This window comes from Pseudoclavibacter sp. RFBA6 (genome assembly GCF_002931575.1).
Taxonomy (GTDB): Bacteria; Actinomycetota; Actinomycetes; order Actinomycetales; family Microbacteriaceae; genus Pseudoclavibacter; species Pseudoclavibacter terrae.
The window spans coordinates 374,643-390,987 of record NZ_PSUA01000012.1; the positions used below are offsets into that span (position 1 = coordinate 374,643).

Here is a 16,345-nt window from a genome sequence, read left to right on the forward strand (position 1 = left end):
CTCCTATTCTCTCCTTAAGTGTTCTTCTTCTCTAGCAAGGAATAGGAGAGTGTAGAAGGAACTGCACTAAGTACAGAGTTTCACCCTCGGAGGTCGGACATGGATGTCGTCGGCGCTGGACAGGGACTGACGCGCACCGCGCGCACCGATGGAGCAACGTTCCCTCCCCGGCGCCGCGCGGTCCTCTACTCGCGGCTGAGCGTCTCCGACGACACGTCTACGTCGATCGCTCGGCAGCTCCGCGACCTGCGAGCCCTCGCCGAGCGCGAGGATCTCGAGATCGTCGCCGAGCTGGTCGACGATGGCGTCTCGGGCCGCACGTCTCGCGCGAACGCGACCGAGGCGCTGCAGTTTCTCCGCGAACGCCGCGCCGACGTACTCGTCGTCTGGAAGTTCGACCGCTGGTCGCGTCAGGGCATGCGCTCGCTGGCCGATCTCATCGACACCCTCGACGAAATTCCGTCCGCCGAGTTCGTCGCGCTGCAGGATGGCCTCCGCTCGGCGCAGCCGGCATGGCGCATCGTCGCGTCGGTGCTCGCCGAGGTCGCCCGCATGGAATCGGAGAACACCGCGACGCGCGTGCGCTCGAGCATCCAGTGGCGCGTCGACGCTGGCCTCTGGCGGGGCGGACAGATCCCGTTCGGCTACCAGGCCGCAGAAGGCAAGGAGCCGAACACCCGGACGCTCATCCCGAACGCCGCCGAGGTCGCAGTCATCGAGGAGGTCGCCGACGCGCTGATCACGAAGCTCTGGACGCCGAACCGCGTCGCCGACGTGTTGAACCAGCGGCAGGTGCCGACGGGCCGCTCGCCGTACCGCACCGCCCGCAACCGCGGCCGCAACCCCGACGGGCTCGACCGCGGCACCTGGCGCCCTGGCACGGTGATGCAGCTGTGGACGGCGTCGCATCTCATCGGCCGGCAGGTGCACCGCGGTGAGCTCGTGCGCGACGACGCAGGCATCCCGAAGACCGTCTGGCCCCCGCTCATCGACCGCGACACGTACGAGGCGCTGCGAGCCGCTGTGCGTGACCCGCGGCTGGCGGCTGGCACGACGACGCAGGCGAACCGCCGACGCTCGCAGCTGCTCAGCGGTCTTCTCTTCTGCGGCGAGTGCGGCTCGATCGTCTACAGCAACAGAGCGTCACGCGGGCAGCGCACGTCGGTCTACACCTGCTCGCGGCGCAGTGACCCGAAGTGTCCGAAACCGACGATGTCGCTCGAGCTCGTCGACGAGATGGTCACGGAGCGATTCCTCAGTGACTTCGGCGCCTGTCGCATCACGACACTGCGCGAGCCGGACGCGGCTCGCGCAGACCGAGCTCGGCTCGCGGACATAGAGCAGGCAATCGCCCGTACGACAGACGAGCTCGGGCTCACCGGTGCCGATCTGGAGGTTCTACTCCCCCGTTTGGCAGGACTGAAAGCCCGGCGCGCGGACACGCTGACTTCGCGGCAGACAGGCGTCTTGGAAGTCGTGCTGACCGAAGAGACATACGCCGAGCGCTGGTTCGCCGAGCCGTCTTTCGAGTCGCGTAGGGACTTACTCGCGAAAGCCTATGCCCGTATAGGACTGGCGTCCCTGGCTCACGGCGTACCAAGGAAGGGCAAGCACCCGGAACGTCTCGTGTACGAGACGCTCATCTAAGTGAGCCCGGCAAGAGGCGAGCGCTTAGGAACGTCTGAGCGAGCGACTGGTCTAGGAGATCTCGAGGTCGAATCTGGGTTCGAGATCGGACTTCAAGAAGTACTCGTCGGGCAGTGCCGTCTTCTCATCCTTCGCCCAGGAACTCACGAGGTCTTCGGTGGATGCGAGTCCGTTCAGCGATGCCCCCCGCGCGGTCACGTCCGCGGCAACGGTGGCTTGAATGCGAGAGTCGAAGAACACGGCGTTGTCGAACCTAACTCCCGTCAACATGATCAGCGCGAAGTCAGTGCTCATGAATAGGGATCCCGTGAAGTCTGCCTCGGAGAGCGCCTCACCGATTTTGTCAGTCCGAGGTTCCCACACGAAACGACAGGCCACCAGCCCGACTCGACGGAAGTTTGATCTACCCAGCGAACAGTTCAGGAAGGTCAGGTCTTTCCGCACTCCTCCCTCCGAGTCCGCGCCGTCGTCGCTGCCTGGCTCAGGTCGCTCCGACATAACTGCGCCCCATAAGTTGCAGTCCACGAAGGTGGCTCCGGTGAGATTGACCGAGGACCAGTTCGTGTCCCGCGCTTCGAGTCCTTCGATGTACGCCCCGCGAAGGTCAGCGACGAGACCATCACCATGCTCAGCGAGGACTTTAAGCACGGACCTGAGCGCCAGGTTCGCCGAAGTCGCCTTAGGCCCCTCGTTCTCCGCGCGAGTCCGAGCGGCACGCACGTGCGCGCACAAAGCCTCGAGTATAAGTTCTCGGTCTGAAACTGTGGAATCGGAGCCCGCCGCTTGCGAAAGAAGGTGCACGCCCGCGACGCGCCGCGAGGGATCGGTTGATTCCAACATCTCGATGGCGCTGAGTATGGACGTCCGGACGTGTGCGCCCACAGCACGTCGGGCTTCTGCTTCCTTTCGCACATCCTCTCGCTCCTCCAGTCGCCATCGCCTGACCGTGACGATGAGGCCGACGATAGCGATCACGCCGCCGAGCGTGAAAAGGATGCCCTGTCGCGCGTCAGCTACCGCACGCTCACAATCCGCTGCGACGCGGCCGGCGCATGAATTGCCCGTAGATATCCCATCGACGATCAACATCGGCCCGTGAAGCAGCACGAACGGCACTGCCCAGACGAGGAGCGTGCCGGCGAAGATCACCAGCACCAGCATCGTCGCGCACCGCCAGCCGTACACGATCCCCACAGGCCATTCTGTCTCTTTGGGCACCTCGACGAGATTTCGAAGAGCACGACGAGGCGCTTCCCAAATACTGATCACGGAGCGAGTCTGTCGGATGCTGAGGAGCGGCGCCACTTGACGGCTGGTCAAGACCTCGGCAGCCTTGCCCCCAGGTGCCGTGCACACAGGCCCGCTCTCCTGTTAGAGATAAGCAGTGTCCGAGCACAAGCAGCTGGCCCTCGATCCGCTAGGTTTGCCGTATGCCAGAAGATGTGCAGGAGCTGGGCCGGCGCGGAGTTGCCGACTTGAAGAGGTGGCTCGAGGCCACTACGTACATGGAGCTCCCGTTCGACGCGTACAACCACAGCATCGATTGCACAGTGCAAACGATGGCAACACCAAAGCAGTTCGACTTGGCTGGTTATATGCTCGAGAAGACTAAATCACCGGTCATCGTCGAGGCGAAGAACTACTCATCGGCTGGGCGTCAGTACGAGGAATTCCGCAAGTTTCAAGCAATCGCTTACTCCCACGCCGTACACGAAATCGAGACCTTCAAGAAGAGCCGTAAGCCTATCTTTCTCTGGGTCACATTCCACCCTTTCGCGGTCACGAAATGGAATAGCTTGGAGTCGGTTTCGCACCTCAAAGACTCTCTTGCGTCGTATCCGGATTTCCTGGCCGAGCGGCCGATAGATGACGAAATCGCGGCGAGTGTCGCCAAGCGCATCTCAATCTTGGTCTTCAACAAGCGGCAGAAGAAGTGGTCACTGACCCGCACCGAGTTGGAACTCATTCGACACAAACTAGACAGAAAAGGGCGAACACTATGAGCGCCGTCGACCTGACTGAGACTCTTCAAGGCATACGTAACCAGTACGTACGGGAAGACTACGTAGGACGCGTGAAGAGCACCATCTTCGACTACCTGTGCGCACTGGAGCCTGCGGCGAAAGTCGAAGACACGCAGTACTTCAACCACAGCGCGATTCCAGACTTCGTGCTGAGATGGGGCACCCACACCAGGAACTTCTACATCAGGTCCAGCTATGCATCACTGGTGGCGAGCCGAGATGCGAAGGACCTAGCGGAGAACGACCCCATCTTCCTCGCACTCGACGCGCGTCAGGACGTTCGGGAGGAACGATTCAGGCTGACACCCGCGAAAGTCGCTCGCGCAGCTCAGCATCATAAGTACACACTCGTTACCGACACATCCGCCCTTGACGAGATTGCCTCGACCAGTGAGGCGGAAACGCCTCTGGCTTCAGTAGTCAAGACCAACTTTATCTCGTCCGCACGCGGCCTCGTGGACGAGCCCACCGCGGAAAAGCTCACCGGTGACGTTCCGAACAAGGACGGTCTGACGTCCTTGCTCCGCGCGAAGTTCTCCGAAGCCGCGGTGACGCGCATGGAGCGCATGGCCAGCATTGTCGAGCTCGCGCAAGGCGCGCCGACGGCGGAGCAGAGCTGGCTTGAACTCGATGGGCGCCTTAGCCCAAGCGAACTACGCGCAATCTTGCCGTGGGTACTTCAGAACGCCGACCCGGGTAACGTCAAGTTCTGGTCTAAGTTCGGCGCCTTGTTCACGTTTGAGCAACTTGAGAGCCTTGCTTCTGACGTTGAAGGACTAGACCTGGGGAGCCTGGTGCGAGCGAATGCCCGAACATGGGAGGCGAAGCGGGCTTACCTAGGGCTGCATGTGGACGCCGAGCCCGATGCCGTGACTCGGAGTGGAATCCGATTCAAGGGCGGCGTGCTAGAAGCCTATGCCGGCAACAGCGCTATACGGGTAAGCCACAGCGGAAACAAGCTCAAAGGCCGGCCGAGCAGTCACGGCCCATCCTGGGAGGCTTTACGCCCGAAGATCGAAAACTCGAAGTTGCACTCGGTGACTCTTCAGGGTCTTGAACGAGCCATCACCCTTGAGGCACCTGCAAGTGCGGACTTCCTCGGGGATGTGGACAAGATGACCGAGTCCGTAAGCGACACCTACTTCGTTCGAGCACTCGACTTGCTCCTGCCGGAAGCAAAGCTCACGGAGGAGGCGCCCGTGCTCCGGCAGGTATCAGTCAACTTCGGGGAGTCTCTCCTCATCGCGGACGCTCCGGTCGAGCTCGGAGCGCTGTTCTCCGCCGTTGAGACCGCTTTTCTCGCCCCCGGCTCCGAGCTAGAGACGATCACAGAGATGGTCACTGGCGAGAACGCAGCGTCGGAAACCGAGAAACTCACTGCGCTCGAGCTACCACCCACTCCGACAGAGCCACTCAACGAGATCGAACCGAAGATGCCCTCTGACGACAGCTAATCCACAGCCGTGCACACTGGCCCGCTCTCTATATGAGAGAAGAACACCTACGCCTCGCCCCGACGGGGACGAGGAAGTCGACCCCGGACTCGCCGATCACACAGCGGCGTCGGGACTCGGCGACGCGCAAGCCCGGAAGTGTCACCAGCCCACGAGGCCAGTGACGCTTCCGGGCTTTTTGCGTGCCCTGTTGGGCGATCTGGGATCAGGCGGGCTTCCAACCCCCGCCAGCGGAGTTCGATTCTTCGGCACAACGCGACACCTTCGGGTGCTATCGAGGCTGACCACCCGCGTGGCGAACGGTCACACGCGTTGCTTGAGCATTGGCAGGCTCACCCGGCTGTAAACCGGACGCCCTCGGGCCTCGCGGGTTCAACTCCCGCGTGACGCACACTCACCGCTCTGGGGTAACGGCATCCCGTCGCGCTCTGGTCGCGAAGATCTGGGTTCGAGTCCTGGGCGCGGTGCCAACGAGACGAAGCGAGGCGACATGGACCTGGACCACCGAGACCCGCAGCACGTCGCGTACGTGCTGCCGATCGTCGGGAAGCACCTCATCGCGCTCGACCCCGCGGTGCGATGGGTGAGTGGCAAACACATCATCGCCCACGTCATCGTTCGCGGGCCGACGGGCGAGGCGCTCGTGGCCGACGACGGCGTGTCCCTCGTCCTGCGACGACAGCGCTTCCGCATCCCAGCGAACCATCCGCTCCGCGGCGTGCGGCCTCCCTGCTGATGGACGAGACCGACGAGCCGAACATCGGCCGCTCGAGCGACTGACTCAGTCGGCCTGACGCGCTTCGAACAGGCGGTGCGCGTCGACCGCGATCTCAGCCGCGAGCCCCTTCGGACTCGACCAGTGAACACGGTACGCAGGCGTGAGCGTCCAGAGCGGGTCTGCCTCCTCGTCTCGGCGCGCTTCCGGACCTGTCACTACCCCCTTGCTCTCACCCGGGCCGACGCGTTCGAATTCGAAGAGTCGCTCACCCCCTGCCAGCTTGACGACGAGCGAGACCTGTCGCGCAGTTGTCAGACCGGCGTTGCGCAACGTGAAGACCTCGCCCACGTCCGACACCCGGTTACTGCTTGCTTCCCAGACCACATCGCGGAACTCCCGCGCTCGATCGTCCTGCAGGTGTTGCAGGTCGAGGGCCTCCTTGGCACGCTCGTTCGCGACATCTGCACGCGCATTGGCGGCGCGCGCGACAACGACTGACCAGATAGCGGCGCACACGGACAGGGCGGCGAGCGCCGCGCTGAAGATCTCCATGCCTTGATCGTACAAAGGGGCCGAGCTTTGCATTCCCCATCCCACGGCTGGCACACCAGCACCCGACGCGATGAGCTGCCCGCTGACTGGCAGTCCCGCAGGGTGCGCGTACTGCGCCGAGATGGGTACAGGTGCCGCGCCGCGGACAGCACTGGCGCTGTCTGCGGCGCACCTGCGAACCAGGTCGATCACATCGAGCGCGGCAGTGACCACTCGCATGACAACCTGCAATCGCTGTGTCGTTGGCACCACGCTCGCAAGTCGAGTGCCGAGGGCGCGGCTGCTCGGCGTCCACGGCTGACGCAGGCACGTGCGGCTGAGCGTCATCCTGGCCTCGTGCACTGACCTCGCGACCGGCCCGCTGTGCAGGTATGGAAATCAACTACACCTGCACCACCTGCGACTCGACGTGGACGCGCCTTCGCCGCCGTGGATCGTCCCAGCTTGGCTGCCTGAACGGCTGCAGCTCCGCCTCGCTTCGCGAGGTCTGGACCTGCGAGGCGTGCGGCGCTGACTGGACCCGCGTGCCTGTCCGCGGCCAACGGCCGAAGAGCGGCCCGTGCTGCCGCACCTCGAGCGGTGCGCGCAAGATCGAGCAGCGTTGCTGGGTCTGCTCGACGCCGGTCATCAAGGTTCAGCGCGAGGCTGGCCGCAAGACCACCTGCTCGACTTGGTGTCACACCGTCACGATCATCGGCCTCGGTCACTATCCGAGCCGCTCCAGCTTCGAGCTCGCTACCCGACGCCGGCCGCTCATGACCATCGAAACCGGCCAGTGCGAAGAGTGCGAGCTCTGGTTCGTGCGACGCCGCACCGCGCTCGACCCCAGTGTCTGTTCAGTCCAGTGCTTGCGTGTGCGCGGACTGCGTGAAGCACGCGCTGTGCTTGAGACAAAGTTGTCGCCTTTCGATCTTGGATGGATCGTGGGTGCACTGTCCTCGAGCGGTGGAATCTACTTCCAGAAGTCAGCGTCTCAGCCTGCCGGCTCGGTAGTGATCGAGATGCAGACGACCAACCGCGAACACGCCGAGAGCTTTGCGCGGTCGATCGGCGGACGCGTCTCTCGGCCCATCGCCGCGACGCCGACGCACTGCATCGAGTGGCGCCAGCCGATCTACCGTGTTCGCGCGAGCGGACATCGCACCGCGGCGCTACTGGACCTCGCTGAGCCTCACTTCGCTCCGACACTGCGTCGCCGAGTGCAGCGCGTTCTGTCTGAGGCTCGCTTTCGTGTGGAATGACCTGCCCCCTGACTCGAAGCCGGAACGGATCCCCTTCCGGAAGCGCATAGCGTCTCGCTGTGCGTACGGGCATACAGGTTTCACCAGGCCCCCAGGTCGACCTCTTGACACTCACTTGAAAGCCCTCTTGACCTGCGTTTTCTCCGTTCTGACCTCGGATTCGCCGGGCCGGAATCCTGAAATGCACTTTGGAGGTGCCGAAGATGACTCGAGGCACCACCCACGCGCCGAAGTCTGAAGCGACACGCCACCGTCACGCGCGTCCCGCGCACGGCGAGAAGGTCATCGTCCGCGACAACCGCACGCGCGGCCCGCGTCTCGAGGGCGAATGGTCCTCGGAGACGAAGACCTGGTACGAGACCTGGCGCAAGTCGCCGCAGTCGCAGCTCTTCGAGGCGACGGACTGGCAGCGCCTGCGCCTCCTAGCCCCGCTCGTCGAAGCGAACTTCATCAAGCCGTCGGCCGCTGGCCTGTCGGAGATCCGGCTCAACGAGGAGCGCCTCGGCGCGACCGTCGTCGACCGCATGCGCGCTCGCATCGCAATCACCGAACGCGATCCCGGCGCGAGCAACGCCCCCGCCAAGAAGAAAGCTCCTCGAGCCGACATCTAGGCGCTGAGGGCTCGAAGGAGTCCTCTTGGCCGCTGTCGTATCCGTCCCCGTCTTCCCCGCATCCCAGCCGACGATCGGCTGGGGCGTCATCGAGTTCGTCGAATCGAACCTCGTCCAGCCTGACGGCGACGAGGCCGGCGAGCCGTTTCGGCTCACGCCCGAGCAGAAGCGCTTCCTCCTCTGGTTCTACGCCGTCGACCCCGCTGGCCGCTTCGTCTACCGCCGCGCTACGCTGCGCCGCGCGAAGGGCTGGGGCAAGTCGCCCTTTCTGGCGGCGATCGGGATTGCCGAGCTCCTCGGCCCCGTTCGCTTCGCAGGGCTTGACGCCGACGGCGACCCGTTCGGCGAGGTCCACCCAATGCCGTGGATCGTCGTGGCCGGCGTCTCAGAGACGCAGACCGAGAACACCATGGCGGCGATCCGCTCGATGCTCGAGGGCACCGAGATCGTCGACGACCTCGGCGTGGACGTCGGCAAGACCCGCATCCTGCTTCCCTCGGGTGGCAAGATCATCCCGATCACTGCGAGCGCGAGCACGCAGGAAGGTGCACGTCCGTCGTTCGCGATCCTGGACGAGACGCACCACTGGACGAAGGCCAACGGCGGCGCCAAGCTGGCGCGCACCGTGCGCCGAAACCTCGCCAAGTCGCGCGACGGCTCCGCCCGAGCAATCGAAACCACGAACGCGCATGCACCTGGCGAGGAATCGGTGGCCGAGTCCAGCTACCTGGCCTGGCGCGCTGTCGCCGAGGGCCGCTCGAAGGCGTCCGGCATCCTCTACGACAGCCGCGAAGCCGCTGGCGACATCGACCTCGCCGACGACGTGCAGCTGCGCGCCGGCCTCATCGACGCCTACGGCGACGCGACCTGGATCGACATCGACCGCATCCTCGCGGAAGTGCTCGACCCAGACACGCCGCCCGAGGAAGCTCGACGCTTCTACCTGAACCAGATCGTCGCCGCCGCTGACTCCTGGGTGTCTCCCGCCGAATGGCACGACACCCGAAGCGAGCAGATCTCGCTCCTCGCCACTGGCGACGTGCTGGGCTCTGGCAAGCGGCAGCGCCACTCCGGCGACACGGTCACGCTCGGCTTTGACGGCTCGCTCACGGACGACTCGACGGCCCTCGTGGCGGTCCGCGTTGACGACGGCGCCCCGTTCCTGCTCGGCGTGTGGGAGAAGCCCGAAGGCCCGCAAGGCGCCGGCTGGGAAGTCCCGAAGGACCAGGTCCGCGACGCGGTCGACAACGCATTCGCGACGCTCGACGTCGTCGCGTTCTTCTCCGACGTCGCCTACTGGGAGACCGACATCGACGCCTGGCGCGACGAGTATGGCGAGCGTCTGGTCGTCAAGGCCACGACGCGGCACGCCGTCGGCTGGGACATGCGCGGGCACCAGATGGACACCGTCCGCGGTGTCGAGGCTGTCTGGCGCGCGATCGTCGACAAGACGCTCCCCTGGCGCTCGCATCTCCTCGAGTACGGCCCGGCGACGGGCGCGAACGCCGAGGAGATCATGACGCGCCACGTCCTGAACGCTCGCCGTCGCCCGAACCGCTGGGGCGTGAGCTTCGGCAAGGAGTCGCGCGAGTCGCCGAAGAAGGTCGACGTTCTCGCCGCCCTCGTCATCGCTCGCATGGCCCGTTCTGCGGTTCTCGCATCCGGCGCGCTCAAGAAGCGCAGCCGTTCGACTGGCCGCGTGGCCGGCTTCTAGCTTCGCCCGAGGAGGGCCATGACAGACATCACACCGGCCCTCGCGACGGAGCTCGTCGGCGAGCTCGACGCGGACCTCGCGGAAGCGGGTCGCCTCGGCAAGATCGCCCGCTACCTCCGCGGCAACCACGACAAGCCGTACATGCCGAGGGGCGCGAAGAAGGAGTACGAGCACCTCGCCGATCGCGCGGTGACGAACTGGCTTCCGCTGGTGTCCGAGACGTTCGCCAAGGGGCTGTTCGTCGACGGCCTCCGTCTTCCGAAGGCCACCTCGAACGCTGAGGCGTGGGCCTTCTGGCAGCGCAACGGCATGGACGCCCGACAGACGATCGCGCACCGCGGCGCCCTCGAGTACGGCACGAGCTACGTGCTCGTCCTGCCCGGCGACACCGCGCCGGTGATCCGTCCGCTGTCGCCGCTGAAGTCCGCCGCCTGGTACGCCGAGGACGACGACGAGTACCCCGAGGTCGCGATCTCGCTCGACGGCACGACCCGCGACAAGAAGCGGCTCCTGTCGGTCTACTCGGCGACGGAGCGCGTGCGCTTCGAGCTCGCCGCGGGCGACGGCGCGAAGTGGACCGAGATCGAGCGCACCGACCACGGCATCGGCTACACGCCGTTCGTGCGCTTCCGCGATCGCCTCGACGGCGAAGCGGTCGGCGTCATCTCGCCGCTGATCACACTGCAGGACCGCGTCAACGAGATCGTCTTCGCGACGCTCATCGCTCTGCAGTACGCGAGCTTCCGACAGCGCTGGGCGACCGGCCTGGCGATCCCGCTGGACGACGACGGCAACCCCGTCGAGCCGTTCCAAGCGGCGGTCGATCGGCTCTGGGTCTCTGAGGACTCGGATGCCAAGTTCGGCGACTTCGCGCAGACGGACATCTCTGGTCACATCAACCTGACCGAGGCGGCTGTTCGGACGATGGCAGCGATCGCCCAGATCTCACCGAGCGTGCTCATGGGCGACATGGTCAACGTATCCGGTGATGCCCTCGCCCGTCTCGAAGCCTCGACTCAGCGCAAGCTCGATTCCCTCGAGACCCTGTTCGGCGAGTCCTGGGAGCTCGTGTTCCGGACCGCGGCGCGCGTCGGCAACCTCGAGGAGATTAGCGACGACGCGCAGGTCCGTTGGCGCGACTCGGAGGCCCGCTCGCTCGCGGCCACGGTGGACGCGCTCGGCAAGCAGGCGCAGATGCTGCAAGTTCCGGTCGAGGCGCTCTGGGAGCAGATCCCCGGCGTGACCGACCAGGACGTCGAGCGTTGGAAGTCGATGAAGGCGTCTGACCCGTTCGCGCAGCTCGCGAACGAGCTGACAGGTGCGACGGCCGAATCGGCGGAGACGCTGACGGCCGCAGAGCCCGAGGCTGAGTAGTGGCTGACGCCGAGGAGTACGAGGCGCTCGCGCGTCAGCAGATGCTTCGGCAGGTCGACCAGTCGGCACAAATCGAGGACGCCCTCGGGAAGCTCTGGGACGACATCGTCGACCCCGCTGACTACACGACGACGTTCAACATCTGGCGCGAGCGCGCGGTGGTCCTCATCGCTGGCGGTCGACGCCGCTCGGAGCTGACCGCGCAGCAGTACTACGCCGCGACCCGCGCCCTGGCCGGCGTCGACGGCGCGCTGCTGCAGCAGGCCGCGCAGCCGCTCGAGACCGAGACCACGCGTCGCGCTCTCGGCGCTGCGACGAGCTACCGCTACGGCGCGTGGAAGATCGCGCGCGGCGATGACCCGGCCGCGATCCTCGAGGCTGCGAAGTCGCAGGCGCTGGGCGCGGCGAAGCGTCGCATTCTCGGCGCTGGCCGGCAGCGGCTCACGTCGCTGTCGAACAAGGATCCGGCGATCCTCGGCTGGGCGCGCGTGAGCGACGGCAACCCGTGCGGCTTCTGCGCGATGCTCGTCAGTCGCGGCCCGGTCTATTCGGGTGCGACGGTCCGCTTCCGCGCTCACAACCGCTGCGGCTGCGGCGTCCGCATGGTCCCTCGAGACGATCCGTCTCGCGGCTGGGACGCGGAGGCCCGCCAGTACCGCGAGCTCTGGGATGAGCTCCCGGACCTCGGCGAGTTCCGCGCGACGGTCCGCTCCGTGCAGGCCGCGAACCTCGCGCTCGCCGCCTAACCCCCTTCACCTCTCATGCCGTCCCTCAGGGCGGCATTTTTCATGCCCGCGCAAGGAGACGACATGCCAGAGCCCATCGACCCGAAGCCCGCCGACGAGGCACAGAAGCCCGCTGAGACGCCGCCTGCACCCGAGGCGAAGCCTGCAGACAAGGCGCCTGAGAAAGCCGCTGAGAAGCCCGCTGACGACGCCCCGAAGGTGAGCGAGGCGGACCTCGCCGAACTCGCGCAGCTCCGCAAGGAGAAGCAGGAGCGCGACGACGCGGACAAGTCCGAGGCACAGAAGACCGCTGAGCGGCTTCAGGAGCTCGAGGAGAAGTCGGCGAAGGCCGAGACGGCCCTGCACGTCGAGCGCGCGATCCGCGAGCACTCGCTCCCCGACGACCTTGCCGAGTTCCTAACCGGCACGGAGGCGGAGATCAAGGCCAAGGCCAAGAAGCTCGCCGACCTCACCAAGCCCAGCGACGCCGGCAAGTCGTCGCGCCCCAAGCCCGCGCTCAAGCCGGGACATGGCGGCGAACCTGCCGCTGCGTTCGACGCGGCGGCGATCGCCAAGCGTGCCCGTCGCTGACCAACCCAACATCAACATAGGAGGCCACTTTGGCTAACGAGTTCTACAACGCAGAGCAGGTCGCCAAGGTCGGCGTCGCGCTCGCCACCGAGGACAGCTACCTCGGCGCGCTCATCTCCCGCAACTTCGAGGATGACCTCCTCGGCGGTGGCGGCAAGGGCCGGACGGTCAACGTCCGCATTCCGTCGGCGCTCATCGCCCGCTCGCGCGGCATCGACGAGACGACCGCCGCGATCGTCCTCGACTCGCTGACCGAGTCGACCATCCCGGTCTCGCTCGGCGAGCACATCTACAGCGCGGTCGGTCTCTCCGAGGGTGACCTGTCGCTGGACCTCGAGAACTTCTCGACGCAGGTGCTCGCCCCGCAGGTCGCTGCGGTCGTGGACCAGGTCGAGGAGGAGGTCGCCGAGGCGCTCCGCGGCATCACCGCGAACGCGACGATCACCTGGGATCCTGCGGACCCCGTCGCGACGTTCACGCAGATCCGTCGGGAGCTGCGCAAGCGCGGCGTGCCGTCGGCGAACCTGAACGTCGCTGTCGGCGTCGACGTCTACGCGGCGCTGCTCGACGCGAAGGCACTCACCGACGCGAGCGAGTCGGGCTCGACGGAGGCGCTCCGCGAGGGCTCGGTCGGCAAGCTCCGCGGCCTCACGGTCGTCGAGTCGACGCGCGTCGCGGACGGCGACATCATCGCCTTCCACCGCGACGCGTTCACCCTCGCGGTGCGCGCGCCCAAGGTGCCGGACGGTGCGAGCTTCGGCCAGACCGTCTCGAGCGACGGCTACAGCCTGCGCTACCTGCGCGACTACGACGTCATGCACACGCTCGACCGTTCGCTCGTGTCGACGTTCGCGGGCGTCGCTCCGATGCCGCTCTACCGCATCGAGCGCAACTACACCACGAAGACCGCCGAGGTCGTCGAGGTGCCCGGTGGCGCTGCGATCCGCGTCAACACCGAAACGGCTCCTGAGCCGGTCGCTGGCGAGTAGCGGGCTGAGGCCGCGGCGGACATCATCTGCCGCGGCCTCGACCCTCTGGACGGAGGACACATGGCGAAGACTCTTCCGCCCGATCTCTCGGAGCTGACGAAGCGCCTCGGCGTGGATGAGCTCGACGAGCTCGACACCGAGCGCGCGAAGACGAACCTCGAGGACGCGACGGTCCTGGTGCTCGCTGAAGCGCCCGAGCGCGTCGCGACGCATTGGTCTACCAATGCGCCCGACGTCGTCCACCTGATCGTCCTGAAGGCGGCTCGGCGCGAGTTCGAGAACCCTCGTGGTTTCTCGACGGAGCAGCTGGGCGAGCACTCGGTCGGCGGCATGGACACGAGCGGCGTCTACCTGACGGCGCGAGAGATCGCGACGATCCGTCGCGTCGTCTCTGGTCGCCGTGGCGGCTGGGTCGGCACGGTCCGCACTCCGAGCGCCTACGGCGACGGCTCGTGACGATCGTCGACGCGACTCTCTACGTCCCGGTCACGCGGGTCGACGTCCCTGACGACGGCCTCGCGGACTGGTTCCCGCTTCTCGACGAGGAGGATCTCGATGCTTCTCGGGAGACCTAACGAGGGCGCCGTCTACCGGCAGCGCGCCGGTGAGAGGACGGACGGCTACGGCGAGACCGTGGCCGACGACTGGACGAACCCGGTCGAGAAGCGCCTCCGCGGTGCCTCGCTGCAGACGCGCGCACGGTCGGAAGACGACGACGCTCTCGGCGCGGCCCTGTCGACCGACCGCGTCCTGCATGTCCCTGGCCGCGCGGATCTCGCCGAGTCGGATCGCATCCGCGTCGGCACGAAGATCTACCGCGTCGACGGCGAGGTCGTCCACTACAAGAGCCTCGCCGGCCAGTCGTTCACGTCGGCGGCAATCGTGAGGGAGCGCCGTGAAGATCAAGCTCGATAGCAAGGGCATGGCGGAGATCCTCCGCAGTGCCGAGGTGCGCGGGCTGGTCGAGGAAGTCGCTGACGAGGTCGCCGGCAACATGCCGCCGCTGACGTCCAGCAGCGGCGAGCCGATCGAGGTCGAGGTCTACGCCCGACACGACGCAGTCCTCCGCCGCGACAAGTACGGCCCGCGTGCGAGCGCTCAGGTGTCGATCGCGCATGCCGCTGGCCGCGCGATCGAGTCGAAGTACGGCCTGCTGCTGACGGCGGCTGCTTCGGCCGGCCTGAAGCCGAAGGCGAGGACATGACCGCGATCACCACGACGGATCCCCGCGCGGCGACGAAGGCGGCACTCGAGCGGTTCCTGACAGGCCGCTCGGCGACGGTGTCGCTGCGGGACGTTCCCGGCGACGACCGCACGCGGCGGCTGCCCTACGTGCAGGTCCGCCTCAACGGCAACGGTCGCGACTCGCGCCTGAACTTCGAGGCGACGATCCGCGTCCTCGTCTACGCCCGCGACGACTTCGACAGCCAGCAGCTCGCGAGCGAGCTCGAGGCGCGTCTGCTCGACACGAGCGACGCCCTCATCCGCAGCGTCTCCCCCGGTCTCAGCGCTATGCCGAGCACCGACCCGGACCTGCACATCCCTTTCTCTTTCTTCACCGTGACGGTCCGCACTCGGCCTGTCGCGCTCGGCGGCTAGGAGGCCACCCATGGCAGGAAACCCCAAGGCGACGCAGCTCTGGCAGGGCGCAGACGTCTACATCGCACCTCTCGGCACGGCAGGGCCGTCCGATCTCACGGCCTCCTGGGCTGCGGCGTGGAAGGCCGTCGGTCTCCTCGACGGCGAGGAGGGCATGACCGAGGCCCGCGAGGCCGAGACCGGCGAACACTACGCCTGGGGCGGCGTGCTGTACCGCCGCACCTCGTCCAAGCACAAGCGAACGTTCAAGTTCATCGCGCTCGAGGACAACGCCGTCACGTTCGGCCTGGTGAACCCCGGCTCGACGCGCACGTCGACCGCGGGCGTTCGCACCTCGAAGGTGAAGAACCCGCTCGCCGGCGTCCAGTTCGCAATCGGCCACAACCTCGTCGACGGCACGAAGGTCAAGCGACGCATCGCGAAGACCGCCGAGGTCGTCGAGGTCGGCGAGATCAAGGAGTCCGAGACGGAGCCCACCGTCTACGAGATCACGGTCGTCGTGTTCCCCGAGTCCGACGGAACGCTCTACACGACCATCGAGACCGACCCCGAGTACACCGCTCCGTAGGTCTCGATCACAAGCAGGGCCAGAGCACTCGCGCGGGGTGCTCTGGCCCTTTCTCATTCCCGCGCACCCTTTCCGATCCGCGCTAGGAGATCCCATGGCAACCGCCCGCAAGACTGCACCCGTCGCCGCTGAAGCATCGAAGACCCCGGACGCTCGTCCGGTCCCGTTCCGCGGCCACGTCTACCACGTCCTCCCGACCACCGAATGGCCCTACGACGCGCTCGTCGCGTTCGAGGACGGCCGCATTGCATCCCTGCTCCGGCTGATCCTGGTCGACGGCGACCACGAGAAGCTCCTCGAGGCGAAGCTCAAGGTCGGCGAGATCCGCGAGTTCATCTCCGCGATGCAGGGCTCGCTCGGTATCGAGGGAAACTGACGCAGCTCGCCGCGACCCTGCAGCAGCACGCCGACGCCGTAGAAGCCGACCTGGCTCGCTTCTACGGCGTCGAGCTGTCTGCGCTGTACCGCGGTGAGCTCTCCGTCCGTCGGCTGTCCGTCCTGCTCAAGCATCTTCCGCCTGACGCAGCGACGAAGCGCA

At 66.3% G+C, this 16,345-nt stretch carries 20 protein-coding genes and 2 tRNA genes; 20 read left to right on the plus strand and 2 right to left on the minus strand.

Annotation, left to right across the window (positions count from 1 at the left end; translation table 11 throughout):
* Nucleotides 1-99 precede the first annotated feature (99 nt).
* Entirely contained in the window at nt 100-1,647 is a 1,548-nt protein-coding gene (locus C5C17_RS11695; protein ID WP_104253542.1) for a recombinase family protein, read from the plus strand.
* A 51-nt stretch (nt 1,648-1,698) separates the two neighbouring features.
* Here C5C17_RS11695 and C5C17_RS11700 read toward each other — a convergent pair whose 3' ends face one another.
* Entirely contained in the window at nt 1,699-2,916 is a 1,218-nt protein-coding gene (locus C5C17_RS11700; protein ID WP_146079158.1) for a pentapeptide repeat-containing protein, read from the minus strand.
* Between the two features lie 161 nt (nt 2,917-3,077).
* On the opposite strand from C5C17_RS11700, the gene C5C17_RS11705 reads away from it, so the two are divergent.
* The 5 genes from C5C17_RS11705 (at nt 3,078) to C5C17_RS11725 (ending at nt 5,861) form a co-directional block, all read left to right on the plus strand.
* Nucleotides 3,078-3,650 (plus strand): hypothetical protein, encoded by a 573-nt coding sequence (locus C5C17_RS11705; protein ID WP_146079159.1) that lies wholly within the window; start codon nt 3,078-3,080, stop codon nt 3,648-3,650.
* Complete coding sequence (locus C5C17_RS11710) at nt 3,647-5,125, plus strand: hypothetical protein (RefSeq protein ID WP_104253545.1); 1,479 nt, start codon at nt 3,647-3,649, stop codon at nt 5,123-5,125. The genes C5C17_RS11705 and C5C17_RS11710 overlap by 4 nt, the downstream gene beginning before the upstream one ends.
* Before the next feature lie 309 nt (nt 5,126-5,434).
* Nucleotides 5,435-5,516, plus strand: a tRNA-Tyr gene (locus C5C17_RS11715).
* Between the two features lie 5 nt (nt 5,517-5,521).
* Nucleotides 5,522-5,595 (plus strand) — tRNA-Gln (locus tag C5C17_RS11720).
* 20 nt (nt 5,596-5,615) lie between these two features.
* On the plus strand, nt 5,616-5,861 hold the full coding sequence (locus C5C17_RS11725; RefSeq protein ID WP_104253546.1) for a hypothetical protein: 246 nt from the start codon (nt 5,616-5,618) through the stop codon (nt 5,859-5,861).
* Nucleotides 5,862-5,906: 45 nt separating this feature from the next.
* Here the strand turns inward: C5C17_RS11725 and C5C17_RS11730 are convergent, their stop codons facing one another.
* Nucleotides 5,907-6,428: a hypothetical protein gene (locus tag C5C17_RS11730; protein WP_146079160.1), complete on the minus strand. Its 522-nt coding sequence runs from the start codon at nt 6,426-6,428 to the stop codon at nt 5,907-5,909.
* Between the two features lie 338 nt (nt 6,429-6,766).
* Between C5C17_RS11730 and C5C17_RS18380 the strand changes: the two genes are divergently transcribed.
* The 14 genes from C5C17_RS18380 to C5C17_RS18385 all read left to right on the plus strand — a co-directional run bounded on the left by C5C17_RS18380 (nt 6,767) and on the right by C5C17_RS18385 (nt 16,183).
* On the plus strand, nt 6,767-7,636 hold the full coding sequence (locus C5C17_RS18380; protein WP_146079161.1) for a hypothetical protein: 870 nt from the start codon (nt 6,767-6,769) through the stop codon (nt 7,634-7,636).
* Between the two features lie 203 nt (nt 7,637-7,839).
* Nucleotides 7,840-8,247, plus strand: coding sequence for a hypothetical protein (locus C5C17_RS11750; protein WP_104253551.1), 408 nt, complete (start codon nt 7,840-7,842; stop codon nt 8,245-8,247).
* 25 nt (nt 8,248-8,272) lie between these two features.
* A complete protein-coding gene (locus tag C5C17_RS11755; protein WP_104253552.1) occupies nt 8,273-9,961 on the plus strand; it encodes a terminase in 1,689 nt (562 codons plus the stop codon).
* A gap of 18 nt (nt 9,962-9,979) precedes the next feature.
* Nucleotides 9,980-11,335 (plus strand): phage portal protein, encoded by a 1,356-nt coding sequence (locus C5C17_RS11760; RefSeq protein WP_104253553.1) that lies wholly within the window; start codon nt 9,980-9,982, stop codon nt 11,333-11,335.
* Nucleotides 11,335-12,081 (plus strand): hypothetical protein, encoded by a 747-nt coding sequence (locus C5C17_RS11765; RefSeq protein ID WP_104253554.1) that lies wholly within the window; start codon nt 11,335-11,337, stop codon nt 12,079-12,081. The genes C5C17_RS11760 and C5C17_RS11765 overlap by 1 nt, the downstream gene beginning before the upstream one ends.
* Before the next feature lie 63 nt (nt 12,082-12,144).
* Nucleotides 12,145-12,651 (plus strand): hypothetical protein, encoded by a 507-nt coding sequence (locus C5C17_RS11770; RefSeq protein WP_104253555.1) that lies wholly within the window; start codon nt 12,145-12,147, stop codon nt 12,649-12,651.
* 29 nt (nt 12,652-12,680) lie between these two features.
* A complete protein-coding gene (locus tag C5C17_RS11775) occupies nt 12,681-13,640 on the plus strand; it encodes a P22 phage major capsid protein family protein (protein WP_104253556.1) in 960 nt (319 codons plus the stop codon).
* A 60-nt stretch (nt 13,641-13,700) separates the two neighbouring features.
* Complete coding sequence (locus C5C17_RS11780) at nt 13,701-14,096, plus strand: hypothetical protein (protein WP_104253557.1); 396 nt, start codon at nt 13,701-13,703, stop codon at nt 14,094-14,096.
* Nucleotides 14,093-14,215 carry a hypothetical protein gene (locus tag C5C17_RS18960; protein ID WP_258066181.1) on the plus strand — a complete coding sequence of 41 codons (123 nt, stop codon included), beginning with the start codon at nt 14,093-14,095 and terminating at the stop codon, nt 14,213-14,215. Before C5C17_RS11780 ends, C5C17_RS18960 begins: the two co-directional genes overlap by 4 nt.
* Complete coding sequence (locus C5C17_RS11785) at nt 14,196-14,555, plus strand: hypothetical protein (protein ID WP_104253558.1); 360 nt, start codon at nt 14,196-14,198, stop codon at nt 14,553-14,555. Before C5C17_RS18960 ends, C5C17_RS11785 begins: the two co-directional genes overlap by 20 nt.
* Nucleotides 14,536-14,844: a hypothetical protein gene (locus C5C17_RS11790; RefSeq protein ID WP_146079162.1), complete on the plus strand. Its 309-nt coding sequence runs from the start codon at nt 14,536-14,538 to the stop codon at nt 14,842-14,844. The genes C5C17_RS11785 and C5C17_RS11790 overlap by 20 nt, the downstream gene beginning before the upstream one ends.
* The gene (locus C5C17_RS11795; protein WP_104253560.1) at nt 14,841-15,239 is read left to right on the plus strand and encodes a hypothetical protein; all 399 of its coding nucleotides are present in this window, start codon (nt 14,841-14,843) and stop codon (nt 15,237-15,239) included. Before C5C17_RS11790 ends, C5C17_RS11795 begins: the two co-directional genes overlap by 4 nt.
* A gap of 10 nt (nt 15,240-15,249) precedes the next feature.
* Nucleotides 15,250-15,807 carry a hypothetical protein gene (locus C5C17_RS11800; RefSeq protein ID WP_104253561.1) on the plus strand — a complete coding sequence of 186 codons (558 nt, stop codon included), beginning with the start codon at nt 15,250-15,252 and terminating at the stop codon, nt 15,805-15,807.
* 94 nt (nt 15,808-15,901) lie between these two features.
* Entirely contained in the window at nt 15,902-16,183 is a 282-nt protein-coding gene (locus tag C5C17_RS18385) for a hypothetical protein (RefSeq protein WP_146079163.1), read from the plus strand.
* The last annotated feature ends 162 nt before the right edge of the window (nt 16,184-16,345 follow it).